Consider the following 25,663-nt stretch of genomic DNA (forward strand, 5'->3'; position numbering starts at 1 on the left):
ATCGACTACCCACAAAAAAGGTGCCGCCTGTCGACCCGCGGCATTCGCCCGCCGGCTAGCCGTCCCAGTGGTCGAGGCTCGGTTCGGTCTCCTCGAGTGCCGTCTCGACGTGCTCCTGACGGATATGCTGGATCTCGTCGGCGTCGACCGCCTCCTGGAGCGCCCTGCGGGCGGCGTCGTCGGCGACGACCTCCAGGTCGCGCCCCGAGTACCCCTCGCTCAGCCGCCGGATCCGATCCCAGTCGATCTCGTCCGGGAGCGCCGGCCGGTCCCGGAGGTGGACCCGGAGGATGGCCTCGCGGGCCTCGGCGTCCGGCGGCGGGACCTCGATCCGCTCCTGGAACCGGCTCGTCGCCGCGCCGTCCACCTCGTCGGGGATGTTGGTCGCCGTCACCGTGATGACGTCCTCGCCCCGACACTCGGTCAACTCCGTGAGGAACTGGTTGACCATCTGGCGCTCGCTCTGGGTCTTCTGTGACCCGCCGCTGCGGGACGGCATCAGCGCGTCCACCTCGTCGACGAAGACCAGGCAGGGCTGGTTGTCGCGGGCGACGTCGTAGAGTTCGGCGACGTTGTCCGCCGCCTCGCCCACCAGCGAACTCGTGATGTCGTTGGGTTCGACGTCGACGAAGTTGTAGCCGAGTTTACCCGCCAGCGCCCGCGTGATGTGCGTCTTCCCGGTTCCCGGGGGGCCGTACAGCATGACGCCGTTGACCACGCCGAGATCGTACTCCGCGTACAGCTCCGACCGCTCCAGCGGGTCGATCACCTTGTCCCGGAGCGTCCGCTTCAGGTCGTGCATCCCCCCCACGTCCTCGAAGTCGAGATCCGGCGGGGACTCCAGGTACTCGCTGGCCTCCGCGACCGCCGCCGCGTCCGCGTCCGCGTCCGCCGTCGGTTCCCCGGCGTCGGCGGCCGCGTCCCGGTCGCCGGATGGGACACCGTCCCGACCGTCCGCGACGTCCGCCTCGACGGTCCCCGACTCCCGGAGTTTCTCCGCGACGGTCGAGAGGTTCTGCGCGAGGTTCCGGCGTTTCTTGGCCAGCGACTCGTTGGATTCGGTCTCGGCCAGATCCGCCATCGCGTCGGCACACCGCTCGTAGTACGCCGCCGCCTCCTCGGCGTCTCCCTGTGATCTGAGTTCGTCCGCCTTCGTGCGGTACTTCTCGTACCGGTCCTGGAGGATGTCCCGCTGGATGCTCTCGTCCATGGTCGGCGGGCGATCAGAGCCCGTGTTCGCTCATGTCGTCCTCGATGTCGATCTCCTCCGCCTGGACGTCGACCGACGCCTCGGCGCTGGCCGAGACGCTGGTGTCGTCCTCGATGTCGATCTCCTCCTCGTCGAGTTGGTCCTCCTCGAGGTCCTCGATGGTGCCCATGACGTCGTCGTCGGAGTCCATCGACATGTCGCTGGAGGTGAAGTTGAAATCCAGGCTCCCCTGGATGCGGTCCATCATGTCGACCTCCATGTCGAACTCGACCATCTTCTCCTCCATCTTGGCTTCGAACTCGTCGACTTGGAGATCCTGGTCCATCACGTCGTCGATGGCGAGATCCGGGCTCGTGTTGCTCCCCTGTTCCGCCAGTAGCTCCCGGGCCCCCTCGATGGAGAGGAGCGTCCCGTACTTCATCGAGGTCTTCTGGTACTTCTTCTGTTTGAGCTGGTACTGCTTCTTCTGGTTTTTCGCCTTCTTCGCCAGCACCTGCTTTCGCATTTCGTCCTCGCCGGCGGCCTCCTTCACCAGCTTCTTGTACTTGGTCCGATGCTCCTCGATCTCCCCCTCGATGCGGTTGCGCTGGCGCTCCAGCTTGATCTTGTCACGCCGAAGGTCCTTGTCGGAGTAGACCTCGGTGCTCAACAGCGTCTGATCGGTGGTGCCGAACTTCTCTTTGACCCAGCTTCGAACTTCCATGATTCGTGTTTCGTTGTGGTACCGTCATGATACTTTCTCCGCACGATGCCCCCTAGCCGGCGCGACGGTCGCTCATAGCTCCGGCTTGACCGTCAAGACCGTTCCGACGACGCCCAGTACCGCGCCGAACGCCGCCGCGAGGACGAGAATTTTCATCTCGCCGACACTAACTCGGAGTAGCTGCTCCCCTATCGTCGCCTCGACGTAGATGACGGCCGCCCCCGCGAAGAGGCCCCCGAACGCGCCCAGTTGGATGCGACGCTCCATGAACATGAAGACGCCCAACACGAGCGCGACGCCGATGACGACGTTGAGTGCGAGTACGCCGGCGGACAGCCAGTGCACAGGTGCCATGTATCGTGTTCCCTCGACGTTCACGATGAATGTCCATATCTATTGACTTAAACTTTTCTCCCATCAGGAGCAACATCGTTTCTCCATAGTGGAGACTATCTATCGAAACCCACTCGGAGAAACACTTTAATGGTTCGGGTCCGACACGTTCGAACGAGCGTGACCGACAGTGAGTGACCCCGTCGAGAGCCCGCGCGTCGGAAGGGCGTGTGGTGATCCCCCCATCGTCGCGTCCCGTCGATGACCGACGAGCCGTCGTACCTCTACGTCGTCGACTACGCGGACGACGCCGAGCGAAAGCGCGTCGAGTATCTCTTCAACAACTGGTCCGAAGGCGAGTTGCGTCGGCCGGAAGGGGTGGTTCGACTCGCCGCCGACGTCGACCACGACAGCCTCTACGAGCGGCTCATCTCGAAGGTCCCCGAGGAGCGGATTCGAGCCTACCGGCTGGAGGAGAGCGGCGCGGAGGTGTCGCCGACGACGCGGACCGTCGAACGCACCGTGCCCGCGGAGCCGGACGCCGTCGAGTCGTTCGTCGAGTACATGCTCTCGAAGAAGAAGGCGGTCCTCCAGTCGGCGGCGCACAACGAGTACGAGATGTACACGAAGAAGGGGCGGGCGACGGCGGCCTACGAACTCGACGAGGCGGACGACGGGACGACGGTGCGGCTCCGGATCAGGGGCTACTCGGACGCGCCGTCGTTCCTGGCGGAGTTCTTCGAGACCGAACTGACGGACTACGCGGCGAGCCAGCGGAGTTGACCCACGCATGAGCAACTGCAAGGAGCGATACAGGGAGCTGACCCACACGAAGGATCGCGTGCTGAACGAGGACTTGGCCGCGCTCGAACGGCTGTCGGAGCGCGCCCGCATCGAGCGGTACAACGAACTCAAGGCCGACGAGGAGGATTTCGTCTTCGAGTTCACCGCGGAGTGTCCGGACTTCTTCACCGGCGCCGAGGAGGACCGCATTCGCAGCGAGTTCCGCCTCGCCAGGCTCTTCGTGGCGGCGAGTTTCTACGACGACGGCGGCGTTCCGCCCGCCATGGCGGGCGATTTCGTCGACGCCGAACTCCAGGCGGTCGTCGATTTCGAGCGGTACAAACAGTTCGACGCGCTCTCCGAGGAACAGATCGCCACCCGCGTCCGCCGGATGGAGGGCGAGGTGTACGAACTCGTGACCGAGTACACCGCCACGCAACTCAGCGACCTGGACGACCTGCTGGAGGATCCGGACGTCCAGCGCGACGTGATGGAGCGACTGATCGAGCGCTACGAGGAGCGCCGGGAGAAGATCCGACAGGGCTTCTTCGTCTACGTCGAGACCCAGGGACTCGTCCACACGGTCGAGACCATCGAGGAAGCGATCACCGCGGTGGGCGAGGCCGAGCGCGAACGCGAGCGCGTGAGTGAGGAACTGGAGTCCGGCCTCGCCGACCTCTCCGAACGGATCGACGGCGACCTGCGCGGGGAGTTCCGCGAACTCGAGGCCGCCCTCCTCGACCCCTCGGCCGACGCGAGCGCCGAGACCCGGATCGAGCGATACACCGATCGCAGCGGCGAGGCGATGGCCGAACTCGCCGCGCAGGTCGAGCAGGTGAAGGAACTCAAGGCCGACCTGGAGGCACAGGCGTCGAGCCTCGAATCCGTCCGGGAGGAGACGAAGGAGGCCGCCCGCGAGGCCGTCCGGGAGGAGGCCTCGGCCATCCTCGACGACGAACTGTCGGACCTCGACGCCCAGCACGAGCGCATCGAGGCGGAGGTCCGCCGCCTCGAACGCGAACGCGAGCAGTTGGCCGCCGAGAGCGAGCGCCTCGACGAGCGGCGGGCCGACCTGGAGGCCGCCGTCGGCGACGACGACCCCGAGGGCGGCGACGACGTGGTGACGACCCCGATGGCCCGGCTGTTCGAGATGGACTACCTCGGCCGGTTCGACATCTCGATGCACGAGGCGTCGGTCGTCCACACGCCCGACGGGTCGCGGGACGTCCCCGACGGCTACTGGGAGGACCGCAGCGAGCGGCGCACGGACCGGGCCCGCCTGCTCGACCTCCTCCCCGACGACGAGGACCCGGAACGGTATCCGCACAACCGCTGTGCGCGGTACGAGGTCACCGACGAGCGGTACCTCGGCCTCTCGCGCGATCCGACGCTCGTGATCGAGGCGCAGGTGATCAGCAACCTCGACGCCCACGTCCGCGCCGGCTTCGACGCCGCGCCGGCCGACGTCGACCGACTGCTCGACGTGGTCAACCCCGTCGTCTACGAGGCCGAACGCGAGGGCTACCACTACCTCCTCGCGGTGGCGTCGCCGACGGGATGGTCCGAGCGCGCCCGCCGACAGGTCGCCGGCGGCGACGGCGACGGCGGCAGCCGGTTCAGCCGGCGCTTGAGCCTCTGTCTGGTCGACCTCCAGGACGGGACCCTCTACTACGACGAGACCGACCCGGTGGTCGCGGACAACGCCGCGCTGTTCGAACCGCCGGTGACCGCCGAGCGCGTGGCCGCGTGTGTCGACCACGTCCGCGAGACGTACGTCGACGACGTGACCGCCGACTCCGTCACCCTGGCGGACGTCCGCGAGGCGGGGTACGACCCCCACGTCGTGAAGCAGGCGTTCAACGACCTGGCGGACGAGGGCGTCGGCGAGCAGTTCTACCTCGACGAGTTCGGGCTGACGCTCGACCTGCACTGACCCGATTCAACAGGTAGTTAACCGGCGGCGGCCTCGCTCCGGACATGGACGCCGCGCTGGTCATCCTCGACGGATGGGGCCTCGACGGCCCGGGCCGCAACGCCGTCTCAGCCGCCGACACGCCGACGTTCGACCGCTTTCTCGCCACGGGGGCCTCGGGTACCCTCGACGTCTCCGGCCGACGGGTCGGCCTGCCCGACGGCCAGATGGGCAACAGCGAGGTCGGTCACCTCAATATCGGCGCCGGTCGGGTGGTCACGCAACCGCTGGCGCGCATTCACGACGCCATCGACGACGGCTCCTTTTTCGAGAACGACGCCCTCCGCGGGGCGGTCGACCACGTCCGGACCACGGGCGGACGGCTCCACCTGCTGGGCCTGGTCAGCGACGGCGGGGTCCACTCCCACCAGCGACACCTCCACGCCCTGATCGAGTTCGCCGCCAGACACGACGTCGAGGCGGTCACTCACGCCTTCACCGACGGCCGCGACACGCCGCCGACGGCCGGCGTCGACGCCCTCGGGGCGCTCGAAGCTGCCGTCGACGACCACGGCACCGGCGACGTGGCGACGGTGATCGGCCGGTACTACGCGATGGACCGGGACGAGAACTGGACGCGGACTCGGCGCGCGTACGACGCCATCGTCGAACGGGAGGCCGAGCACGCCGCGCCGACGGCCGTCGACGCCGTCGCGGCTGCCTACGACCGCGACGAGACCGACGAGTTCGTCGAGCCGACGCTGGTGGAGGGAGGGCCGCCGCTCCGGGACGGCGACGCCGTCGTCTTCGCCAACTTCCGGGCCGACCGCGCCCGCCAGCTCGTCCGGATGCTCGCGGCCGTCGACCCGGCGTGGCCCGACCCCGTCGACCCCCCGGAGACCCACCTCGTCACGATGACCGAGTACGACGAGCGCTTCGAGTTCCCCGTCGCCTTCCCGCCGTTCGAACCGGCGGGAACGCTCGGCGAGGCGCTCGCCGGCGCCGGCCGGACCCAACTGCGGATCGCCGAGTCCGAGAAGTACGCCCACGTCACCTACTTCCTCAACGGGGGCCGCGAGGTGGCCTTCGAGGGCGAGACACGCCGGATCGTCGAGAGCCCGGACGTGTCGACCTACGACGAGCGCCCCGAGATGAGCGCCGCCGCGGTCACCGACGCCGCCGTCGACCACATCGAGCGCGACGACCCCGACGTGCTCGTGTTGAACTACGCCAACCCCGACATGGTCGGTCACACGGGCGACTTCGAGGCGGCCGTCGCGGCCGTCGAGGCCGTCGACGCCCAGCTGGCTCGCCTCGTCGAGGCCGTCCACGCCGCCGGCGGGGACGTCCTCGTCACCGCCGACCACGGCAACGCCGACGACATGGGGACCCCCGAGGATCCCCACACCGCCCACACGGCCAACCCGGTTCCGGTCGTCTACCTCGCGCCCGGCGACGACCCCTCGGGCGGTCGACGCATCCGGACCGGCGGCTCCCTGTGTGACGTGGCGCCGACGCTGCTCGAACTCGCCGGCGTCGAGCGTCCGGCGGCGATGACCGGCGAGTCACTGCTCGACTGAGCCGGCGATCAGGCGGTACGCCGGCCCAGCGAAGGCGAGCGCCGCGAGGAGCGCCGCGCCGACGACCACGCGGGGATCCATCGCCGCCGACAGCGACGCCGTCTCCAGCGTCGCGAACGAGTCGCCCGCCACGACGCCGGCCGCCACCCACGGTACCTCGCCGACGGCGGTGCCGAGCGCGAACGTCCCCGGGGCGACCCCCGCCACGCCCGCGCCGGCCGAGACGACGTCGGAGGGGAGCGGCAGGAGCCGACTCCCGACGACGCTCCGCAGGTCGCCCGTCTCCGCGACCAGTCGCTCGCCCGCGGCCGTGAGCCGCCCCTCCCGGACGCCGCGCCCGGCGAGCCAGTAGGGAGGGAGGCTCGTCAGGACTACGAGCGCGAGCGCGAGGGGAAGCCCAGCGAGTCCCAGGCCGTAGCCGGCGACGACGGCGAGCAACGTCGTCGGCCACGCGAACAGCGGCCGGACGGCGGCGACGACGACGAGCGCGGCCGTCAGGCGCAGCGGATCGGCCGCCACCCACGCCAGGCGGCCGAGCGCCCACGCCGGCGAACTCGCCCACGCGAGGACGGCGACGAGCGAGCACAGCCCCGCGCCGGCGACGAGCCGCATCCGGCGGTCCATACGCTCCGGTCGTCGTCCCGCCCCAAACGCGTTGTCCTTCGTCGGGACGTTCTTGACGAGGGCCGTCGAACGGGCGGTCGTGACCGAGTCGGACCGCACCCCCCGGAAGGAGCGCGTCGAACTCGCGCTCGATCTGCTCGCGAACCTCGAACACGAGCAGTTGCCGCTCCCGGCGGCCGTCGACCGGATCGAGACGGTGACGACCGATCCGGCGCTCGTGCGGCGGATCCTCGACGAGGCCGAACTGCGAGGCATCCTCGAACGCGAGGACGGCCGGATCCGCGTCCGCCGCGGCGGCTACGTCAGCTTCGAACGCGACGTCGTCTCGCGCGAGGGCGACTTCGACTGTCGGCGCTGTGGCGCGTCGCTCTCGACCGGCCACTTCGTCCGGCTTGACGCCGGCGAACTCGGCCCCTTCGGCTCCTCCTGCGTGCGAAAAGTGCTCGGCCGGGAGTAGCTACCGGCCCTGTCTGAGTTCCTCGATCAACTGCTGGATCGTCCGCTCCTGCCGTTCGAGGCGCTCGTTCTGGGCCTCCACCGCCTCGCGGAGTTCGGCGAGTTCCCGCGCGACCGCGGGGTCGTCCACGACGCCGGCGGACTGGAAGCCGGAGTCGTCGAACCCGCTCTCTTTACCCTCGCCGACGGGTGCGGTGTCCGCCGCGCCGGTCGTCGCCGCCGACTCGTCCTCGCTCTCCTCGCCCTCGTCCACATTCGCACCGTCGCTCGATCCCAGCGGCGCCGGCCCCTCGCCGAACGATACCGTCTCCTCGGCCTCGTCGTCCTCGTCGTCGGTCGCCGTGGCCGCCCGGAGGTCGTCGAGGCCGTCGACGCCGTGGTGCGTACACACGGCCTCGACGAGCCCCTCGCGAAGCGCCCGCGCCTGATCGTTCGGCGCCTTGAACCGCTCCTGTCGCCCGCCGACGGTGATGACGACCGACGTGGCGACGCTCCCCTCCTCGAAATCGAGGTCGGTCACGTCGTCGAAGTGGTACTCGTCGTACTCCTCGTCCCAGACGGCCTCGCCGATGTGACGCACCAATCGCGCGCTCGTGACGACGATGGTGAGTTCGCTGAAGCGGTAGGTCTGTTTCACCGTCTCGCCGGTGTCGGTTACGCCCCGGGCGTTCAACACGCCCGCGAGCACCGGGTGGATCACCTGGTCGAGTTGCTTCGTCGGGACCGAGAACGTCCGCTCGCCGTCGAGGCCGTAATCGAGGGTGATCTCGGCCTTCCGTCGCCCCTCCGAGACGCCGACGTGTTCGGCGTCGTGCGGGAACTCCTCGACCGCCTCGTCCGAGAGGAGGCCCTCGGCCCGGTAGACGAGCGTCCGCGTCGGCGTCACGAGAAGCAGGTCCTCGCCGCCGAGTCCGACCCGAGCCGCCACGGACTCGCCGTCGAGGCTAGACTGGACGATCTCCGGCAAACTCATGGACGGAGTGTTCCCCCCGCGGATGATAATTCTGCCGGCTGTCCGTCGCTGGCGGCGGTCGTCGCCCCTCCCGCCCCGAACCAGCCGCCGCCACTCCGTCCCCGAGAGGTGGACCGATATGGGAAGCTTCAAGGGGACGATTTGCCTACGAGTGAGTGCGCCCGGGTGGCTTAGCTGGACATAGCGCCGCACTCATAGGGTATTCGAGCTTCGGTGCGGATACGCCTTGGAAGCCTCCCGATCCCGTGAGGCCCGCCGAGCCTCGTACCTGGGATATGCGGAGATCGTGGGTTCGGAGCCCACCCCGGGCACTCCTTCCCGTTCTCACTCGGACAGCGACGTCCACGATATCGGAAGAAGTATGTAACGTTTTTCGCCCACGAATACAATAAATAGTTAGAATTGGAGCGTCAAACTCTAAAACATCGAGATACAATCGTCGTTTGGAATACGAAAATGCAAATAGAGATCACCCTTCGTGACGTCTTTCACGTGCTCTCGCCCGTCGGCTGCATGGTCGAAGCGCTGTCGACCGCGCTGTTGCTCGTCGCGATGGCCGGCTGTGCCGTCGCCGCCCTCCCCTGATCGCCTACTTCGTCCAGATCGATCTCACGTCGCCGCCCGGGAGCGACGACTCCCACCACAACGTGACGTCGCGTGCACGCGTCCCCTCGGGGACGGCGTACACGAGGTCGCCCCGTTCGACGGTTCGGGCCGCCAGCTCCCCGCCGTCGTAGGGGTCGTCGCTGACCTCCTGGTGCTGTGGTCGGCGCTCGCCCTCGATCTCGAGGACGAACTCCGAGGGATCGGGCGTGGACTGTGGCTCCTGGAGGCGGTTCCGCACGTCGATGCGCATGACCGCCCAGATATCCCCCTCGTCGGGACTCGGCGTGCTCGGCGTCGGGGTCGGTTCGGGCGTCGCGGTCCCGTTGGTGGGGGTCGGTTCGGGCGTCGCGGTCCCGTTGGTGGGGGTCGGTTCGGGCGTCGCGGTCCCGTTGGTGGGGGTCGCCGTGGCGTTCGTCGTTTCGTCGCTGGTCGGATACTCCGCCTCGAACGATCCGCCGAGGACGTTGATGTACAGCCCCGTCGGGACGGCGTAGTAGTTGCCGAAATCCAGCCGTCGTGGCATCGTCTCGATCGACCACGTCTCGTCGACGGCCGGGAGCCGGAACTCGTAGGTGTCGAGATAGTTGAGCGCGAACCGGGGGCTGTGCCACTCGCCCGTCTCGCCGGCAGCGAGGGACATCTCGATCTCGCTTGCCTGTGTCCACTCCTCGCCGGCCCGTCTCGTCTCCAGGGTCGCGGTGAACGTCCCCTCCGCCGAGCCGACGTTACGAACGCCGAACCCGAAGGTGGTCGGGACGTTGATCGAGACCTGGTCGGCTGCCTCGACCCCGAGGAACTCGAACTCCGCGGAGCCGCTTCCCGTCCCGGTTTCGGTCCCGGTCTCGGTCCCGGTCGGCGTCGTGTCGTTCGGACCGTCGCCGTTCGAACAGCCCGCGAGGGCGGCGATTCCGGCCGAAGCGAGGAACGCGCGGCGTCGCATACGTCGTCCTCCGCTCCCCCGACATAAATGGTGTCCGGTCCGCCGTCGCGCTCCCGTTCGTGGTTCGGGTCCGTCGAACACGAACGGTGATCACGACCGCGCCGACCGCCGTCCCGTCCCCGATTTCGCCCTTCTCTGAGAACGTCTGACACATACGACAATACCACAAAACATATACCAGACTTGGATAAAGAAGTGCCCGTACCCCTACCAGTGGTCGCGCTGTCCACCCGGATGGCAAGATCACGAACCGGCACGAAAGAGGACCGACCTCCGGACTGTCACTGCGGTGCAGATCAACAACGCAAAAAAATGACAGACTATAACAAGAAAGCTCGCGCGGTCGTCCTTGCTGCGCTCATGGTATTCAGCGTCTTCGCTGGTACCGTGGCGCTGTCGGGGACGGCTGCTGCAGGTGTGACCTCATCTGGTCTTAGCAACGCGTCCGCAACGGACGTTGTTGTCGGAGCGAGCAGCACGACACAGACCATTGAGGTCGATGTGACGGCTACCAATGACAGTACAGATACGGTGGACTTCACCCTCGATACAGGCGAGTACTCGGTGAATTCCCTCGAAAGCGCAAATTTCACTGGGTCTACGGACCTGTCCGCCAACAATAGTACCAACAACGGGGGCACTATTGAAGTTGGCATCACCGAAAGTGGTGCAAGCAGCGGTGACGCCACGGATACGCTCCAAGTGGTTGTCGACGTTGATACGACAGGTGTGGCCACTACTTCTGGTGGCGCCCGGTCTATCGACATCGATGATACGGTCGGTGGTTCCTCTCAGGTGAGTGCTTCCTTCGACTACGTCTCCGGCGGCGGTGACGACAACCGTGCCGGTAACGCGGACGGCACTGGCAACTTCAACACCGCGGACGGTGAAGGCTACATCTTCCCCGGTGCGACGGTCTTCCAGGGCGAGTCCGACGTCTTCCTGGGTGACAGCTTCTCCGGCACGCCGACCAAGGTCGCCGGGAACGACGAGGGTGTTCCGCTCGAAACGCCGAACATCCCCCAGAGCCAGTCCACCGGTCGCTACAGTGACAACGGCAACAACAACGTCACTGTCCAGACGCCGCGTGTCACCACGCTGGACGTCCTGAACAGCAACCTCAACGACATCGCCGGCGGCTCGGTCGCGGAAGGTACCAGTCCGAGCTCCGGTAGCGACGGTAGCGGTGCTGGTAACCTGACGGTCATCGGCGCCTGGAACTACCAGAACGCCGAGGACCTCGAACTGACCGTCGAGGACGACTCCGGTCTCGACGTGACCGGTGACGTCGTCGACGACAACGTCAACCCGTCCAACAGTCCCGTCCGGTCGGCCGGCGACCGCGGGACCGAGTACACGACCGATGATGGTAGCGATCGCGGTGGCGACATCTCCGACAACGAAGTCGCCTACCCGATCGACCTCGCGAACACGGGTACCGGCACCTACACGATCTCCCTCGCTGGCACGGACGACCTCGGCTTCGGTGAGGCGTCCCAGTCCACGACCATCACCGTCACCGGTGACGACGACGCGAACCTCGTGCTCGACTCGGACGAAGTCACTCGCGGCGAGGACGTCCGCTTCGAGATCCAGGGTTCGGACGCCGGTGACACCCACACGGTCATCATCGAGTCCGACGACTTCCGTGACGACACCCTGACTGCGGAGAACGCCGCGCGCATCTTCCGCCAGGTTGGCGACACGGGCGAAGTCGGCTTCGTGAACAACTCCGGTGACACTGCGGTCAACCGCTCGGTTGCGGACTCGACCGGAGTCTCCGGCACCATCGACTACGCGTACGCGAACATCACCATCGACGACGACACCGGTGTCGGCGTCGGTCAGGTCGAAACGCAGTACCTCGACGACTCGGACGTCGACCTCACGCTGTACAACGCCTCGACTCAGGTTCCCTTCGAGATCGGCAGCAACACCGATCAGGAGGGTGAGGACGACGAGCAGACCCTCACCGTCAACGAAGGCGACCTCACCATCGAGTCGCCCGGCGGCACCTACGTCGTCGGCAGCGAAGTCGACATCAACGGCACGGCCTCGGAAGGCATCGACGAAGTCGCCTTCTACGCCCGCCGGAACAACAACTACGAACACGTCCCGATCGACGGGGAGGACACGCTCACCGTCGACGCTGACGGCACCTTCGAAGAGGAAGACATCGTCCTCTCGGAGGACAGCGATATCCTGAGCCAGCCGGGCACCTACCGCTTCGGCGCGCTCGACGTCGACGGACTCAACCAGGACGTGACCGACGACCTGACGACCTCGGAGTTCAACACGAATACGAGCACGCAGATGTCCCTGCGTGTGACCGACACGGAACTGACGGCCAACGTCAAGACCGTGGGCGGGCAGGTCTCGACGACCGACTCGACGGTCAACATCTCGGGCACCGCGTTCGGTGCCAGTAACGTCGACGTGATCTTCGTCGGCGACCGTGGCAACACCTACACCACGGACATCTCCGTGGACGACGACAACACGTTCTCGGAGGACGAGGTCACGATCAACAACGTCCAGGGCTCCCAGAGTGTCAGCGTCCACGTCCTGTTCCCGGGTCGTGACGGCAACTACGGCAACACGGACACGGACGTTGTCGACGACATCGTGCCGAGCGACGGCACGCTGACGGGCGCTCAGGTCCGTGCCCGGATCGTGGACAACACGACTGAAGCAGTCGCGAGCGACGACCGGATGGTCACCTCGACGTTCCGGTACGCCGACGCGCAGTCGACGATCCAGAACGTCTACCCCGAAGGCATGGAAGCCTCGGGCGTCAACCCGGTCGGAGTCGACGACACGATGGTCGTCGAAGGCCAGACGAACCTCCGTCCGGACGACAACTCGATCACGGCCGAACTGCTGACGACCGAGGGCGACTCGGTCGCGCTGTCGACGACCGACGAATGGTCCTACGACGGCACGTGGTCGACCACCATCGAGCTCGAGGACGTCCAGACGGGGACGTACGACCTCGAAGCCGACGACGGTGAGAACACGGACATCGTCACCGTAGAGATCGTCCAGAACGTCCAGACGGCGACGCCGGAACCGACGGAGACGCCGGAACCGACGCCGACTGAGACGGCAACGCCCGAACCGACGGCCACGGCAACGCCCGAGCCGACGGACACGGCGACCGCCGAACCGACCGACACGCCGACGCCCACCGAGGGCGGCGGCCCCGGCTTCGGCGCCATCGTCGCGGTCATCGCGCTGCTCGCGGCCGCACTGCTGGCCACTCGGCGCGACTAACTGATCACGACTGACCGCCGAAAGCGGTCACCCGACGCGGTCTCTTTTATCGACGCTATACACACAGCGACGGCGCCGTCGATGCCGTCCGGGACGGACGTAATCGAACGCCGGAAGGGGCTGGACGTCGAACACGTCAAAAACGCAACCGCGGCCCTGAACGACGACGATGTCGCGTTCGAACTGGGATGCCAGTCGTGAGTGGGGGGAGGTGGGCCGCGGCCACGGTGAAGTCGTCAGCCATCATTCATAAATGTGTGGGTGACAGTCACACGACAGAGCGAGTCGAGGGTCGGACTCGCGGGGTGCTCCGCAACCACTAAACGCGCTTCCGCCCTTCCTCCGGTGATGGTAGATTGGACGGAGAAGTACCGGCCGTCGACGCTGTCGGCCGTCCGGGGGAACGACAAGGCCCGTGACGCGCTGGCCGAGTGGGCGGAGGCGTGGGACGACCACCGGGAGGCGGTCGTCGTCCACGGGAGTCCGGGCGTGGGCAAGACGTCCGCCGCGCACGCGCTGGCGTCGGACATGGGCTGGGAGACGGTCGAACTCAATGCCTCGGACCAGCGGACCGCCGACGTGATCGAACGGTTCGCGGGACGGGCGTCCAAGAACACGACCCTCGTCGGTGCGACGGGCGGCGACGGCGGCGGCCGTCAGCTCGTGATCCTCGACGAGGCGGATAACATCCACGGCAACTACGACCGCGGGGGCGCCAGTGCCCTCACCCGCGTCGTGAAGGACGCCGACCAGCCCATCGTCCTGATCGCCAACGACTACTACGACATGAGTCGGGGGCTCCGCAACGCCTGCCGGGAGATCGAGTTCCGCGACGTGTCCGCCCGGTCCATCGTCCCCGTCCTCCGCGATATCTGCCGACGGGAGGGAATCGAGTTCGAGGCCGACGCCCTCGACCGGATCGCGGAGGTCAACGACGGCGACCTCCGATCGGCGGTCAACGACCTCCAGGCCGCCGCCGAGGACGGCCGGCGGTTGACCGTCGACGACGTGGCGACGGGTGACCGCGACCGGGGGTTGGACGTCTTCCCCTTCCTCGATGCGGTGTTGAAAGAGGAGTCCGCCGAGGAGGCGATCCAGTCCGCGTACCGCGTCGACGAGACGCCAGACGATCTGACGAAGTGGGTCGCCGAGAACGCCCCGAAGGTGTACGAGGGGGCGGAACTCGCCCGGGCGTACGACGCTCTCGCGGACGCCGACCGCTGGTTGGGACGGGTACGCGCCAGCCAGGAGTACGGCTACTGGCGGTACGCGACCGACGCCCTCGCCGGTGGGGTGGCGGCCGCCCGCGACGGGTCGAAAGGCGGGTGGACGCGCTTCTCGCGCCCGCAGTTCTGGCCCTCCTCGGACTCGACGGCCGACGAGGTGGTCCGTACGGTCGCCGAACGCGGCGGCTTCAGCATGGCGACCGCCCGCCGCGAGGTGTTGCCCTTCCTCGCGGCGATGACCCACCACTGCAAACCCCGCGACCTGACGGTGGCGATGGCGGCGTACTACGACTTCGACGCCGAGGCGGTGTCGTTCGTGACCGGGAGCGGCGAGACGACGAACAAGGTCGCCGGCATCGTCGAGGACGCGAACGAACGTCGGGCGTCCGAGATGGAGGAACACTCCGGAGCCTTCGGCGGCACCCGAGACGAGGGGATCGACGACGGCGACGACGCGGCCGCGACGGCGGCGCCGGAGTCGACGGCCGACCCCGAGGGCGACGATGGGAACGGTGAACCCGACGGAGAAGCGGACGACGACGAGGGGCAGGCGGGCCTCTCGGATTTCATGTGACGACACTTTTTGTCACACCGTGGCGTGGGGTCGCGTATGCGAGCTGCCGTCCTCCGCGAGCACGGGGAACCGCTGGAGATCACCGACGTCGACCGACCCGAACCGGCGCCCCACGGCGCCGTCGTCGCCGTCGAAGCCTGTGGCGTCTGCCGGAGCGACTGGCACGCGTGGCAGGGCCACGGCGAGTGGGTCGGCGACCGCGTGACCGACGGCCAGATCCTCGGCCACGAGCCCGCCGGTCGCGTCGTCGCCGTCGGTGATCACGTCGAGCGCGTGAGCGAGGGTGACCGCGTCGCCGTCCCGTTCAACCTCGGCGACGGCGCTTGCCCCCAGTGTCTCGGCGGCCACGGCAACGTCTGCGAGGACGGCCTCGCGCTCGGCTTCCAACAGGAGGCCCAGGGCGCCTTCGCCGAGGAGGTCCACGTACCCCACGCCGACTACAACGCGATGGCTCTCCCCGACGGCGTCTCGGCCCGCGATATGGCCGCCCTGGGCTGTCGGTTCATGACCGCCTTCCACGCGCTGACCGCACGCGGGGAGGTCGGCGGCGGCGACTGGGTCGCCGTCCACGGCTGTGGCGGGGTCGGCCTCTCGACGGTCCACATCGCCGACGCCCTTGGCGCGCGGGTCGTCGCCGTCGACATCCGGGACGCGGCCCTCGACCTGGCGACCGACCTCGGCGCCGACGCGGTCGTGAACGCCGACGGGCGCGACGGCCGCGCGGTCACCGGCGAGGTGCGCTCGGCGACCGACGGCGGCGCCCACGTCTCCGTCGACGCCCTCGGGGTGGCCGAGACGTGCCGAAACTCGGTGTTCTCCCTGCGCCGGCGCGGGACCCACGTCCAGGTTGGCCTGACGACCGACGAGGAGCGCGGCGAGGTGTCGCTCCCCGTCGAGCGCATGGCGATGATGGAGGCGGATTTCAAGGGCGCTCGCGGGATGCCGCCGACGCGGTACGACGAACTCCTCCGCCTGCTCGAATCGGATGCCATCGAGCCCGGGCGGCTGGTTCGACGCGAGGTGTCACTCGACGAGGTCCCCGAGCGGCTGGCGGCGATGACCGACTACGAGACGACGGGCGTGGAGGTAGTCACGGAGTTCGCGTGACGGCGCCGGTCAGTCGCCCCGGGTGGAGGCGACCGCTCCGGTCGGGCCGTCGGGTCGGGCCCGCCGGGCCAGTAGCGCCGCGGCCAGCACGGTGCCCGCCGCGAGGGCGAAACAGGCGGCGTTGATCAGGCGGACGGTCGAGGTGTAGAAGACCAGGTCGCGACCGAGGAGCATACCCACGAAGAGGGAGAGGAGGGCCAGTCCGGTCGCGTATCGAAGGTGTGGAACGGTCGTCGCGGCGAGCCAGCGGATCGCGGCGAGCAGCGCCGCGACGGCGACGAGGCCGGCCCCGTAGAACAGCGCCTGTGCGGCCGGGGAGTAGGGAACGGGGGTGAAGACCCGGCTGGCGAAGACGCTCGCGACGACGGCCGCGAGGGCGACGCCCAGCGCCTTCCGGACGCGGGGGAGCGACGGACCGCGCTCGGTCCGCGCCGAGAGGGTCGTCCAGACGAGCAACGAGAAGATGGTGAGCGCGACGACGAGGTGGGCGCCCTGCGTCGGCGCCGAGTAACCCCCCGGCAGGAGGCCGTTGAGGGTGACGGTCACGGCCCCGATGCTGATCTGGAGGGGCAGGAGACAGACGGCGAGCGTCGCCGCGAGGCGCGTCCGCCGGCCCGGCCGGCGCCAGGCCCAGAGCGCGGTTCCGATGATGAACCACCCGGTCACCATCGCGACGAGGCGGTGGAACCACTCGATGAAGCTCGGAATCGTCTGCGGGAGCAGCCCGTTGTCACACAGCGGCCACTGGGCCGAACAGGCGAGTCCCGACCCGGTCGCGGCGGTGTAGATCCCGAGCATGACGAGCGAGAGGGTCATCCCGGTCGTGAACGCCGCGAACCGGGGGAAGCTGATCGCCTCCCGGATCCCTCGTATGGAGCGGCTCATGCGCGCGTCTCGGAACCACGCGCACTTAGACCTGTCCGACCTGCCCAGGGGTTGGGAACGCCGTCGCGGCCCGCCCGTCCCGCCGCCGCGAACCGGTCCGTCTCCCCTCGGATACTTTTTTACCCGCACCCTCTGTGGTCGCGGTTATGGGACTCGACGACGACGCCAGGGAGTATCATCGACAGGATCCTCCCGGGAAGATCGAGATTTCGACGACGAAGCCGACGAACACACAGCGGGATCTGAGCCTCGCGTACTCCCCCGGCGTGGCGGCGCCGTGCTCCGACATCGACGAGGACCCCGACCTCGCCTACGAGTACACGTCGAAGGGCAACCTCGTCGGCGTCATCTCGAACGGATCGGCCGTTCTCGGTCTGGGCAACATCGGCGCGCAGGCGTCGAAGCCGGTCATGGAGGGGAAAGGCGTCCTCTTCAAGCGCTTCGCGGACATCGACGTCTTCGACATCGAACTCGACTTCGACGACCCCGAGGACATCATCCGGTCGACGCGGGCGATGGAGCCGACCTTCGGCGGCATCAACCTCGAGGACATCAAAGCGCCCGACTGCTTCGAGATCGAGGAACGCCTCCGCGAGGAGATGTCGATCCCGGTCTTCCACGACGACCAGCACGGCACCGCCATCATCATCGGCGCGGGGCTGGTCAACGCCGCGGACATCGTCGACAAGGAGCTCGAATCCCTCGACGTGGCCATCTCCGGCGCGGGCGCCAGCGCCATCGCCACCGCCGAGTTCCTCGTCTCGCTCGGCGTCCCCCGCGAGAACGTGACGATGTGTGACTCCTCGGGCATCATCACGACCGAGCGCGCCGAGGCCGGCGAGGTCAACGACTACAAGGCGCGGTTCGCGAGCGACCGCCCGGCCGGCGACCTGGCCGACGCCATGGAGGGCGCCGACGTCTTCGTCGGCCTGTCGGTCGCCGGCATCGTCTCCCCGGAGATGGTGCAGTCGATGGCCGCCGATCCGGTCATCTTCGCGATGGCCAATCCGGAGCCGGAGATCGGATACCACGAGGCCAAGGAGGCCCGCGACGACACCGTCATCGTCGGCACCGGCCGCTCCGACTTCCCGAATCAGGTGAACAACGTCCTCGGCTTCCCCTTCATTTTCCGGGGCGCCCTCGACGTTCGTGCCCGCGAGATCAACGAGGAGATGAAGATCGCGGCCGCCCGCGCCCTCGCCGACCTCGCCCGCAAGGACGTCCCCGACTCGGTCCTGAAGGCCTACGGCGATCAGCCGCTCCAGTTCGGCCCCGAATATATCCTCCCCAAGCCGGTCGACCCGCGCGTGATGTTCGAGGTGGCACCGGCCGTGGCACAGGCGGCCATCGAGAGCGGCGCGGCCCGGAAGTCCATCGACCTCAGCACCTACCGCGAGGAGCTCGAAGCCCGCCTGGGCAAGTCCCGCGAGATGATGCGGGTCGTCCTCAACAAGGCCAAGACCGACCCCAAGCGGGTCGTCCTCGCCGAGGGGACCGACGAGAAGATGATCCGCGCCGCCTACCAGATCACCGAACAGGGCATCGCCCACCCGATCCTCCTCGGCGACCGCGAGGCCATCTGGACGGCGATGGACGACCTCGGACTGGACTTCGATCCCGAGATCGTCGACCCCGCCGTGGACGAACTCGACGCCTACGCGGACCGGCTGTACGAACTCCGCAAGCGCAAGGGGATCACCCGCCGCGAGGCGAACGAACTCGTCCGCGACGGCAACTACCTGGGGAGCGTGATGGTCGAGATGGGCGACGCCGACGCGATGCTGACCGGCCTGATGCACCACTACCCGTCGGCGCTACGGCCGCCGCTCCAGGTGATCGGGACGGCCGAGGACGCCGAGTACGCGGCCGGCGTCTACATGCTCACCTTCCGCAATCAGGTGGTCTTCGTCGCCGACGCCACGGTCAACCAGGATCCCGGGGCGGCCGAGTTGGCGGAGATCGGCCGCCACACCGGCGAGTTGGCCCGCCGGTTCAACGTCGAACCGCGCGCGGCGATGCTCTCGTATTCGAACTTCGGGAGCGTGGACAACGAGGGGACGCGCAAACCGCGGCGCGCCGCCCGGATGTTGCGCGAGGATCCCGCCGTCGACTTCCCGGTCGACGGCGAGATGCAGGCCGACACGGCGGTCGTCGAGGACATCCTCGAGGGCACCTACGACTTCGTGGAACTCGACGACCCAGCGAACGTGTTGATCTTCCCCAACCTGGAGGCGGGGAACATCGGCTACAAGCTCCTCCAGCGGCTCGGCGGCGCCGACGCCATCGGGCCGATGCTGGTCGGGATGGACGAACCGGTCCACGTCCTCCAGCGGGGCGACGAGGTCAAGGATATCGTCAACCTCGCGGGCGTCGCCGTCGTCGACGCACAGGAACGCGACGCGTAGTCACGCGTTCGCCGACGCGGAGGCGTGTCCGCGCTCATATATCGCAACTGTTCACCGGTGGTTCGCCGGACTGCTCTGGCGAACCGCCGGTACTGACTCACAACAAACGGTATCAGTCGCCCGCCCGCCGTTCGGCCCGCGACGGCGGCGGAATTTCGCTCCCGGCGTCGGCACGGCCGTCCTCCGGCGCACGCTCGCCGGACGCGGGAATCACACACCGGTCCGTTCGGCGGTTGACGTGTGCGTACTGATCGGGGGCGTTGGCGAGCGGATGTGCGGGGTTGACCCGGCTGTCGATGCGGGCCGCCCGTAGCTCCTCGAAGTGGGCGATCCGTGCGCGGACCCCTCGCCAGTGGTACTTGCCGTGTGTCGGCACCTCGACCGGATGGGCGGGTTCCCAGTCGGGGTGGCCGGCCGCGAGGGTCGCGTCGTTGACGTTCGCCGCTAGGTCGTCGTGGTCGACGAGGACGCCGACGCGGGACCCCGGCGGGGCACGGGCCGCGAGGACGTCGAGACCGAGGTGGAGCGCCCGATACTCGGCGACGTTGTTGTCGGGCGGCGTGTCCGGCAGCGCGATCCGTGCGACCCGCCGACCGTCGCGCGTCTCGATGACCGCCCCGAGTCCGCCACCGTCCGCGCGGTAGGAGCCGTCGGTGGCGACGTAGAAATGTCGGTGGTGTGTGCGCGGCGGATGCGCGATGTGGGGCGTGGGCGAGTCGTCGAACAGGTCCCGGAGCGTCGAACGGCCGTGAACGGCCATACGATGCGTTTGGAGTCGGGTTACTTAAACGTACGGCGGAATCCGGCCCGTGTTCCGCCGATCGAACACCCTGCCCGCTTCTCGGTGCCGCGTCACGCTCCCGCCACGCGCGGTCCGCCCGTCGTGTCCGACACTCATACGGATTATTGTACCTGTTCACCGGTGGTTCGTCGGGGTTGTCCCGGCGAACCACCGGTACTGACTTACAATAAACAGTGTCAGTCGTCCGAGATGGCCTCCGACCGCTCCCGTCCCGAGGTGTCGAGCGACCCCTCCACGGTCCGATGGGGGTACGGGATGGAAATCCCCGCCGCCTCGAATCGGTCCGTGACGTCCTTGACGAACCGCCCGCGGATCCCGAGGAAGTCGGAGTCGCCCGGATCCCGGATCCAGATCCGGCTCTGCAGGTCGAACGACGCTTCGTTTATCTCCATCAGCTTGACCGACGGCGCCGGCGTGTCGCTCCCCCGCCAGTTGCGTAACACCTACACGGCCGACGGGCGTCTCTGCAGCCATGACCCTGACTGCCCGGTCCCTGATGGAGACCGACGTGGAGACGGTCGCCCCCGACGACGAGGTGAGCGAGGTGCTCGGTCGACTCGCGGACGTCGAGTTCAACGGCTTTCCGGTCGTCGACAGCGAGGAGCGTGTCGTCGGCATCGTCACCCAACACGACCTCGTCCACCTCTTCGGGACCGAGGATCGGACGCTCTGGATCCCGATCGGTCTCCCGCCGTTCACCGAGACGCTCACCTACGCGGTCGACGTGTCGTGGGACGACCTCGACCTCGGCATCGACCTCGCGCGGAACGCCGGCCGGCCGATCAGCGAGGTGATGACGAGCGACGTGGTGACGGTCGTGCCCGACACCGACCTCGAGACGATCCTCGACCTGTTGGCCGACGACGAGCGGGACATCAACCGGCTCCCGGTCGTCGAGCGCGAGGAGCCACGCTCCTCGGAGAGTCGGCGGGAGGCCGACGACGGCGGCCGACTCGTCGGCATCGTCGCCCGACAGGACGTGTTGCGGGCGCTTCGCGACGAGCGCGTCGAATCGAAACGTTGAGTGCGGGCTCGCGCCGAGGGTAGGCCGTGTCCCGGTACCGAGATTTCGGCCTCTTTCTCGCGCTCGCGGCCGTCTGGGGCTCCGCGTTCATGGCGATCAAGGCGGGGCTCGCCTACTTCCCGCCCGTCCTCTTCGCGGCGCTCCGGTACGACGTCGCCGGCGTACTCATGCTCGGCTACGCCGTCTGGGCCGTCGACGACCCCTTTCCCCGCGGACGCGGCGAGTGGGCGCTGATCGCCGTCGGATCGACGCTCCTGATTGCGGGCTATCACGTCCTGCTCTTTCTCGGCGAGTCCGATCCCGCGGTGACCAGTGCCGCCGCCGCGGTCATCGTCAGCCTCAGCCCCGTGCTGACGACCGGGTTCGCTCGCGCCCTCCTCCCCGCCGAACGCCTGACCGTCGTCGGGAGCGTCGGCCTGCTCTGTGGGCTGCTCGGCGTAGCCGTCCTCGCTCGCCCGGACCCCGACGCGCTGGTGACCGGCGGCGTCGTCGCGAAGCTGCTCGTGTTCGGCGCCGCGACGGCCTTCGCCCTCGGGTCGGTGCTGACTCGGCGCATCGACGCCGAGTTGCCCATCGAGACGATGGAGGCGTGGTCGATGATCGGCGGTGCCCTCCTGATGCATCTCGTCGCCGTCGGCCTCGGGGAGTCGGTCGCGGACGTCAGCCTCTCGACGACGGCGGTCCTCTCGCTTGCCTATCTCGCGCTCGCGGCGAGCGCGCTCGGCTTTCTCATCTACTTCCACCTGCTGGATCGACTGGGGGCCGTCGAGATCAACCTCGTCTCCTACGTCGCGCCGGTGTTCGCCGCGCTCGCCGGCTGGCTCTTCCTCGACGAGGGGCTCTCTCCGGCGACGGCCGCCGGGTTCCTGTTGATCTTCCTGGGATTCCTCCTAGTCAAGCGCCGGGCGATCCGTGCGGAGCTCCCGCGGCTCGGCGCGTCGATCCGGGGGCTGGGCGACGACTAGATGTCCACGTCGCGGGTGGTGAAGGACCCCTCGTCCGCCTCGGCCTCGTACCCCTCGACCGCCGAGAGCACGATGTCGAGGACGGTGTCGGCCTCCCACCGCGCGGTGTTGATCGATAGGTCGTAGAAGGACTGATCCTCGACGTCGATGCCGTAGTAGCTCTCGTACCGCCCGGCCTCGCTCACCTCGCGAACGCGAAGCAGGGGGCCGATCGAATCCTCGTCGTCCAGCTCTTCGAGGCGGACGTCGTTGGACGCGCGCTCGTCGGGCCGCTCTATCTCGTAGCTCACCTCGTAGTCGCTGAGGCGTTCGATCCGCACTTCCTCGGGCGCGTCGAGCCAGATCCGCAGGTCGGCCCGGTTGCCCGCGAGCCACCCCGCGAGCCGCGATTCGAGGATGAACGCCTTGTTCGCCGCACCCCACTGTTCGGCGATCCGGCGCAACCGCTGGTCGAGCGCCCGGTCGATCCGGTCGTCCTCCTCGGCCTTGGCGATGAGCTGCTGGACCGACAGCCCACGATCAGCCGCGAGGTCACGGAAGATGTCGCCGCCGATGACGTACCCACAGTCGAGGGCCTCCGCCAACCCCTCGGTGAGCGTCGTCGCACCACACCCCGGCGGGCCGGAGACGGTGATGAACAGGTTGCTGTCGACTTGCCGCTCTGTGGTGGCGCTCGCGTTCGACATGAACGTTCGTCAGCACCTACGCGTCACCGTCGTTAAGAGAACACCGGTTCCGACCGATCCGAACGCCCCGATCGCTCGGCGACTTGTATCCGATATCTAAAAACAGAATAAAAAAGTGAGATAGCTCTATAAAAGGTTAGATTCCGATTCGAGACGTCGTGAACGGTGTCGTGTTGCGCGCGGTCGGGAGTGAAAATCCCCGAAACGACGCCAACGCTCTGTGGGGTATATGGGGTCCGGGGCGCATCGAGGAAACGAGGTGTCCCCGATGTCGAACTCGTCCCCCACCGCCCCCATCGACCGCTTGCCCCGCCCACACGAACTCGTCGAAGCCTGGCCCCTGCAGCGGAGCCTCGAAGTCGTCGCCGCGCCGCTCAGGTTCCTGGCCTTCTGGATCGCCGTCGCCCTCCCCTTCCTCTATCTCCCCTTGCTCGTCGGCGGCCTTCAGGGCCAGCAGGCGACGGTGTTCGCCGGCCTACTGTCCGTGAACGTCGCCGCCCTCGTCCTCGGCCACGAACACGGTCGGTGATCCGCTCCCGACACGAAGCGTAATCAATTATGTACCTGGGAACGGAGAGGTGTCGTATGCTCGGCCTCTCGCAGCGAGGACTGATCGGGATCGTTCTGATGGTCGTCGGCACCGCGGCCTTCTTCCCGGCGGTGTTCCCCGGGACCACGTTCACCGTCGACCTGTTGGCGCTCGCCGCCGCGGCGCTTTTGACCATCGGCACGTACCTCGTCGGCACCGACGTCGATGGTCGCCCCGCCTGATCGGGAGCACCTCGTCGGGAAACGGTCACGGCAGCCCGTCGAACGACCCGGTCACCCGTTCGTCCGCTCTCGCCGCCCCCAGATCCGTTTCTCCGGGATCCGGACCCGCAGGTCGGACTCCAGTCGAATCCGACAGGAGAGCCGCGGATACCCCCACCGTGACGCCAACTCGTCGTGCCAGTCCGTCGGCGGCGCCGTTCCCTCCTCGATCCGGACGCCACAGGTGGCACACAGCCCCCGGCCGCCGCAGTTCGCGCGCTCGGTGAGGCGCGTGTACGGCGAGTGACCCGCGTCGAGGAGAGCCGTCCGGAGGGTCGTTCCCGCCGGCGCGACCAGGAGGTCCCCGTCCCCGTCCCCGTCCACCACCCGGACGTACACCACCGAACAGCTCATTCCGACCCCTCGAGATCGACCATCGGTCGCGGGTAGTCGACGCCGAGTTCCAGGCCGTGTTCGGCCCGTTCGGCCGGCGTGAGCCGCCACGGTTCGTGGGCGGCCGCCGGCGGGAGCGCGTCGAGCTCGGGGAGCCAGCGGGTGACGTACGCCGCCTCGGGGTCGTACCGCTTTGCCTGTCCCAGGACGTCGAACGAGCGGTTCCGCGAGTCGTTGCCGACGCCGGCGACGTACGCCCAGTTGCCGTAGTTCGACGCGGGGTCGTAGTCGACGAGTCGCGTCTCGAAGTACGCCGCGCCCTTCCGCCAGTCGATCCGGAGGTCGTTCGCGAGGAAGGAGGCGGCGTTCTGGCGCCCCCGGTTCGACATGTAGCCCGTCCGGTTCAGTTCCCGCATGGCCGCGTCGACGAAGGGAATTCCCGTCTCCCCGCGTTTCCACCGGTCGAGCGCCGCCTCGTCGTCCATCCAGTCGACGTCGCGCTCCCGGATGCCGCCCGGCGTGAAGAACGTCGCCCCGTGCTTGGCGAACTGGAACTGGAAGAAATCCCGCCAGCGCAGTTCGAAGCGGAGCCAGTACGTCGAGTCGTTCGCGACGCGGCGGTCCTCGTAGCGGTCGATCTCCGCGCTCACCCGGCGCGGCGAGAGACACCCCTCGTTCAGCCACGGCGAGAACTTCGAGGAGAAGTCCCGGCCCAGCAGGCCGTTCCGGGTCTCCTTGTACTCCCGGAGCGAGTCGGTCTCCCAGAGGTACTCCTCGACGCGCTCCAGGGCGGCGGTCTCCCCGCCCTCGAAGTCGAGGACCGCCCGGTCGTCGTGGGACGGGTTCTCGACTCCGAGATCCCCGGGCGTCGGCAGTGTTCCGGGGTCGACCGCCGGTCGAGTCGGGAGATCGGGCACCGGACGCGGGTCCCGAACCGTCGCCGCCGACTCCACGCGCTTCCGGAACGGGGTGTAGGTGTCGTCCACCTCGTCCACGGCCATCGGGAGGTCGTCGGGGTGATAGAGCGTGTGCCCCCAGCGGCGGACGAGCGGGACGTCCTCGAGCCCGTCCGCGACCCGCCGCTCGACCGTGCGCTCCTCGGGGGTCGGCCGCGTGTGGACGTGGACCGCGTCGGCGTCGACTCGGGCTGCCAGGGCCGGAACGACCGACGACGGCTCCCCGGTCCGCACGACGAGGTCGCTCCCCCGGTCACGGAGGCGTTCGCGCAGGTCGGCGAGGGCCTCACACCGGAAGGCGACGCGGTGCCCGCCAGTCTTCTCGAACGTGAAGGAGTCCGCGCCGCCGAAGGTCGCGGTCCCGTACCGGCGTGGATCGACGACGTACACCGGGAGCAGGCGGTCGGCCGACGCCGCAGCGGCCAGCGCCGGGTTGTCGTGGAGACGCAGGTCGCGCCGGAGCCACAGGAGGGCAGTCTTCGAGGCCATCGTTTCCC

25 protein-coding genes and 1 tRNA gene are annotated in these 25,663 nt (G+C 68.2%); 14 read left to right on the plus strand and 12 right to left on the minus strand.

Annotation, left to right across the window (positions count from 1 at the left end; all coding sequences use genetic code 11):
* Positions 1-55: 55 nt before the first annotated feature.
* From EI982_RS16105 to EI982_RS16115, 3 genes are all read right to left on the minus strand, one after another.
* Positions 56-1,210, minus strand: coding sequence for an ATP-binding protein (locus tag EI982_RS16105; protein ID WP_157690656.1), 1,155 nt, complete (start codon positions 1,208-1,210; stop codon positions 56-58).
* A gap of 13 nt (positions 1,211-1,223) precedes the next feature.
* Positions 1,224-1,913: a hypothetical protein gene (locus EI982_RS16110; RefSeq protein ID WP_157690657.1), complete on the minus strand. Its 690-nt coding sequence runs from the start codon at positions 1,911-1,913 to the stop codon at positions 1,224-1,226.
* Between the two features lie 72 nt (positions 1,914-1,985).
* Positions 1,986-2,267: a hypothetical protein gene (locus tag EI982_RS16115; RefSeq protein ID WP_157690658.1), complete on the minus strand. Its 282-nt coding sequence runs from the start codon at positions 2,265-2,267 to the stop codon at positions 1,986-1,988.
* Between the two features lie 240 nt (positions 2,268-2,507).
* Between EI982_RS16115 and EI982_RS16120 the strand changes: the two genes are divergently transcribed.
* The 3 genes from EI982_RS16120 to gpmI are packed head-to-tail and all read left to right on the plus strand — an operon-like array spanning position 2,508 to position 6,521.
* Positions 2,508-3,029, plus strand: coding sequence for a hypothetical protein (locus EI982_RS16120; RefSeq protein ID WP_157690659.1), 522 nt, complete (start codon positions 2,508-2,510; stop codon positions 3,027-3,029).
* Positions 3,030-3,036: 7 nt separating this feature from the next.
* Positions 3,037-4,962 (plus strand): coiled-coil domain-containing protein, encoded by a 1,926-nt coding sequence (locus tag EI982_RS16125; RefSeq protein ID WP_157690660.1) that lies wholly within the window; start codon positions 3,037-3,039, stop codon positions 4,960-4,962.
* A gap of 44 nt (positions 4,963-5,006) precedes the next feature.
* A complete protein-coding gene (gene gpmI / locus EI982_RS16130; protein WP_157690661.1) occupies positions 5,007-6,521 on the plus strand; it encodes a 2,3-bisphosphoglycerate-independent phosphoglycerate mutase in 1,515 nt (504 codons plus the stop codon).
* Here the strand turns inward: gpmI and EI982_RS16135 are convergent.
* Positions 6,507-7,145 (minus strand): VTT domain-containing protein, encoded by a 639-nt coding sequence (locus tag EI982_RS16135; protein WP_157690662.1) that lies wholly within the window; start codon positions 7,143-7,145, stop codon positions 6,507-6,509. The genes gpmI and EI982_RS16135 overlap by 15 nt on opposite strands.
* A gap of 79 nt (positions 7,146-7,224) precedes the next feature.
* Here EI982_RS16135 and EI982_RS16140 point away from each other — a divergent pair, with 79 nt between their 5' ends.
* Positions 7,225-7,602, plus strand: coding sequence for a DUF5830 family protein (locus EI982_RS16140; protein ID WP_157690663.1), 378 nt, complete (start codon positions 7,225-7,227; stop codon positions 7,600-7,602).
* Here EI982_RS16140 and EI982_RS16145 read toward each other — a convergent pair whose 3' ends face one another.
* Positions 7,603-8,574: a DUF7115 domain-containing protein gene (locus tag EI982_RS16145; RefSeq protein WP_157690664.1), complete on the minus strand. Its 972-nt coding sequence runs from the start codon at positions 8,572-8,574 to the stop codon at positions 7,603-7,605.
* 159 nt (positions 8,575-8,733) lie between these two features.
* Here EI982_RS16145 and EI982_RS16150 point away from each other — a divergent pair.
* A tRNA-Met gene (locus tag EI982_RS16150) sits at positions 8,734-8,885 on the plus strand.
* Positions 8,886-9,030: 145 nt separating this feature from the next.
* A complete protein-coding gene (locus tag EI982_RS18955; protein WP_257627618.1) occupies positions 9,031-9,159 on the plus strand; it encodes a hypothetical protein in 129 nt (42 codons plus the stop codon).
* A gap of 4 nt (positions 9,160-9,163) precedes the next feature.
* Here EI982_RS18955 and EI982_RS18535 read toward each other — a convergent pair whose 3' ends face one another.
* Entirely contained in the window at positions 9,164-10,120 is a 957-nt protein-coding gene (locus EI982_RS18535) for a hypothetical protein (RefSeq protein WP_199243672.1), read from the minus strand.
* Between the two features lie 795 nt (positions 10,121-10,915).
* Here EI982_RS18535 and csg point away from each other — a divergent pair.
* From csg to EI982_RS16170, 3 genes are all read left to right on the plus strand, one after another.
* Entirely contained in the window at positions 10,916-13,393 is a 2,478-nt protein-coding gene (csg, locus tag EI982_RS16160) for an HVO_2072 family ArtA-dependent S-layer glycoprotein (RefSeq protein WP_233255248.1), read from the plus strand.
* Between the two features lie 348 nt (positions 13,394-13,741).
* Positions 13,742-15,193 carry a replication factor C large subunit gene (locus EI982_RS16165; RefSeq protein WP_157690666.1) on the plus strand — a complete coding sequence of 484 codons (1,452 nt, stop codon included), beginning with the start codon at positions 13,742-13,744 and terminating at the stop codon, positions 15,191-15,193.
* A 36-nt stretch (positions 15,194-15,229) separates the two neighbouring features.
* Positions 15,230-16,300 (plus strand): zinc-dependent alcohol dehydrogenase family protein, encoded by a 1,071-nt coding sequence (locus tag EI982_RS16170; RefSeq protein ID WP_157690667.1) that lies wholly within the window; start codon positions 15,230-15,232, stop codon positions 16,298-16,300.
* A 9-nt stretch (positions 16,301-16,309) separates the two neighbouring features.
* Here the strand turns inward: EI982_RS16170 and EI982_RS16175 are convergent, their stop codons facing one another.
* On the minus strand, positions 16,310-17,116 hold the full coding sequence (locus tag EI982_RS16175; RefSeq protein WP_394352066.1) for a COX15/CtaA family protein: 807 nt from the start codon (positions 17,114-17,116) through the stop codon (positions 16,310-16,312).
* A 215-nt stretch (positions 17,117-17,331) separates the two neighbouring features.
* On the opposite strand from EI982_RS16175, the gene EI982_RS16180 reads away from it, so the two are divergent.
* Complete coding sequence (locus tag EI982_RS16180; RefSeq protein WP_157690669.1) at positions 17,332-19,590, plus strand: NADP-dependent malic enzyme; 2,259 nt, start codon at positions 17,332-17,334, stop codon at positions 19,588-19,590.
* Between the two features lie 112 nt (positions 19,591-19,702).
* Here the strand turns inward: EI982_RS16180 and EI982_RS16185 are convergent, their stop codons facing one another.
* Both EI982_RS16185 and EI982_RS16190 read right to left on the minus strand, forming a co-directional pair.
* Positions 19,703-20,350 (minus strand): ribonuclease H family protein, encoded by a 648-nt coding sequence (locus EI982_RS16185; RefSeq protein ID WP_157690670.1) that lies wholly within the window; start codon positions 20,348-20,350, stop codon positions 19,703-19,705.
* Between the two features lie 218 nt (positions 20,351-20,568).
* Entirely contained in the window at positions 20,569-20,835 is a 267-nt protein-coding gene (locus EI982_RS16190; protein ID WP_157690671.1) for a hypothetical protein, read from the minus strand.
* Between the two features lie 29 nt (positions 20,836-20,864).
* On the opposite strand from EI982_RS16190, the gene EI982_RS16195 reads away from it, so the two are divergent.
* Positions 20,865-21,416, plus strand: a complete 552-nt coding sequence (locus EI982_RS16195) for a CBS domain-containing protein (RefSeq protein ID WP_157690672.1) — start codon at positions 20,865-20,867, stop codon at positions 21,414-21,416.
* Between the two features lie 26 nt (positions 21,417-21,442).
* Positions 21,443-22,381, plus strand: a complete 939-nt coding sequence (locus EI982_RS16200; protein ID WP_157690673.1) for a DMT family transporter — start codon at positions 21,443-21,445, stop codon at positions 22,379-22,381.
* Here EI982_RS16200 and cmk read toward each other — a convergent pair.
* Complete coding sequence (cmk, locus tag EI982_RS16205) at positions 22,378-23,067, minus strand: (d)CMP kinase (RefSeq protein ID WP_157690674.1); 690 nt, start codon at positions 23,065-23,067, stop codon at positions 22,378-22,380. The two genes, EI982_RS16200 and cmk, sit on opposite strands and share 4 nt — an antisense overlap.
* Before the next feature lie 268 nt (positions 23,068-23,335).
* Here cmk and EI982_RS16210 point away from each other — a divergent pair, with 268 nt between their 5' ends.
* Positions 23,336-23,596, plus strand: coding sequence for a DUF8028 family protein (locus EI982_RS16210; RefSeq protein WP_157690675.1), 261 nt, complete (start codon positions 23,336-23,338; stop codon positions 23,594-23,596).
* 56 nt (positions 23,597-23,652) lie between these two features.
* Positions 23,653-23,838, plus strand: coding sequence for a DUF8178 family membrane protein (locus tag EI982_RS16215; RefSeq protein WP_157690676.1), 186 nt, complete (start codon positions 23,653-23,655; stop codon positions 23,836-23,838).
* A gap of 51 nt (positions 23,839-23,889) precedes the next feature.
* Here EI982_RS16215 and EI982_RS16220 read toward each other — a convergent pair whose 3' ends face one another.
* Together EI982_RS16220 and EI982_RS16225 are read right to left on the minus strand one after the other, a co-directional pair.
* Positions 23,890-24,231, minus strand: a complete 342-nt coding sequence (locus EI982_RS16220; protein WP_157690677.1) for a 2Fe-2S iron-sulfur cluster-binding protein — start codon at positions 24,229-24,231, stop codon at positions 23,890-23,892.
* Entirely contained in the window at positions 24,228-25,655 is a 1,428-nt protein-coding gene (locus EI982_RS16225; protein WP_157690678.1) for a DASH family cryptochrome, read from the minus strand. Before EI982_RS16225 ends, EI982_RS16220 begins: the two co-directional genes overlap by 4 nt.
* Positions 25,656-25,663 lie beyond the last annotated feature (8 nt).

Source organism: Haloplanus salinarum (assembly GCF_009762275.1).
GTDB classification, from domain to species: domain Archaea; phylum Halobacteriota; class Halobacteria; order Halobacteriales; family Haloferacaceae; genus Haloplanus; species Haloplanus salinarum.

Excerpts from the sequence above, each read along its gene's own strand:
- EI982_RS16105 (WP_157690656.1), bottom strand. The coding sequence starts at position 1,210 with ATGGACGAGAGCATCCAGCGGGACATCCTCCAGGACCGGTACGAGAAG.
- EI982_RS16110 (WP_157690657.1), bottom strand. The coding sequence starts at position 1,913 with ATGGAAGTTCGAAGCTGGGTCAAAGAGAAGTTCGGCACCACCGATCAG.
- EI982_RS16115 (WP_157690658.1), bottom strand. The coding sequence starts at position 2,267 with ATGGCACCTGTGCACTGGCTGTCCGCCGGCGTACTCGCACTCAACGTC.
- EI982_RS16120 (WP_157690659.1), top strand. The coding sequence starts at position 2,508 with ATGACCGACGAGCCGTCGTACCTCTACGTCGTCGACTACGCGGACGAC.
- EI982_RS16125 (WP_157690660.1), top strand. The coding sequence starts at position 3,037 with ATGAGCAACTGCAAGGAGCGATACAGGGAGCTGACCCACACGAAGGAT.
- gpmI (WP_157690661.1), top strand. The coding sequence starts at position 5,007 with ATGGACGCCGCGCTGGTCATCCTCGACGGATGGGGCCTCGACGGCCCG.
- EI982_RS16135 (WP_157690662.1), bottom strand. The coding sequence starts at position 7,145 with ATGGACCGCCGGATGCGGCTCGTCGCCGGCGCGGGGCTGTGCTCGCTC.
- EI982_RS16145 (WP_157690664.1), bottom strand. The coding sequence starts at position 8,574 with ATGAGTTTGCCGGAGATCGTCCAGTCTAGCCTCGACGGCGAGTCCGTG.
- EI982_RS18955 (WP_257627618.1), top strand. The coding sequence starts at position 9,031 with ATGCAAATAGAGATCACCCTTCGTGACGTCTTTCACGTGCTCTCGCCC.
- EI982_RS18535 (WP_199243672.1), bottom strand. The coding sequence starts at position 10,120 with ATGCGACGCCGCGCGTTCCTCGCTTCGGCCGGAATCGCCGCCCTCGCG.
- EI982_RS16165 (WP_157690666.1), top strand. The coding sequence starts at position 13,742 with ATGGTAGATTGGACGGAGAAGTACCGGCCGTCGACGCTGTCGGCCGTC.
- EI982_RS16170 (WP_157690667.1), top strand. The coding sequence starts at position 15,230 with ATGCGAGCTGCCGTCCTCCGCGAGCACGGGGAACCGCTGGAGATCACC.
- EI982_RS16175 (WP_394352066.1), bottom strand. The coding sequence starts at position 17,116 with ATGACCCTCTCGCTCGTCATGCTCGGGATCTACACCGCCGCGACCGGG.
- EI982_RS16180 (WP_157690669.1), top strand. The coding sequence starts at position 17,332 with ATGGGACTCGACGACGACGCCAGGGAGTATCATCGACAGGATCCTCCC.
- EI982_RS16185 (WP_157690670.1), bottom strand. The coding sequence starts at position 20,350 with ATGGCCGTTCACGGCCGTTCGACGCTCCGGGACCTGTTCGACGACTCG.
- EI982_RS16195 (WP_157690672.1), top strand. The coding sequence starts at position 20,865 with ATGACCCTGACTGCCCGGTCCCTGATGGAGACCGACGTGGAGACGGTC.
- cmk (WP_157690674.1), bottom strand. The coding sequence starts at position 23,067 with ATGTCGAACGCGAGCGCCACCACAGAGCGGCAAGTCGACAGCAACCTG.
- EI982_RS16210 (WP_157690675.1), top strand. The coding sequence starts at position 23,336 with ATGTCGAACTCGTCCCCCACCGCCCCCATCGACCGCTTGCCCCGCCCA.
- EI982_RS16215 (WP_157690676.1), top strand. The coding sequence starts at position 23,653 with ATGCTCGGCCTCTCGCAGCGAGGACTGATCGGGATCGTTCTGATGGTC.
- EI982_RS16220 (WP_157690677.1), bottom strand. The coding sequence starts at position 24,231 with ATGAGCTGTTCGGTGGTGTACGTCCGGGTGGTGGACGGGGACGGGGAC.
- EI982_RS16225 (WP_157690678.1), bottom strand. The coding sequence starts at position 25,655 with ATGGCCTCGAAGACTGCCCTCCTGTGGCTCCGGCGCGACCTGCGTCTC.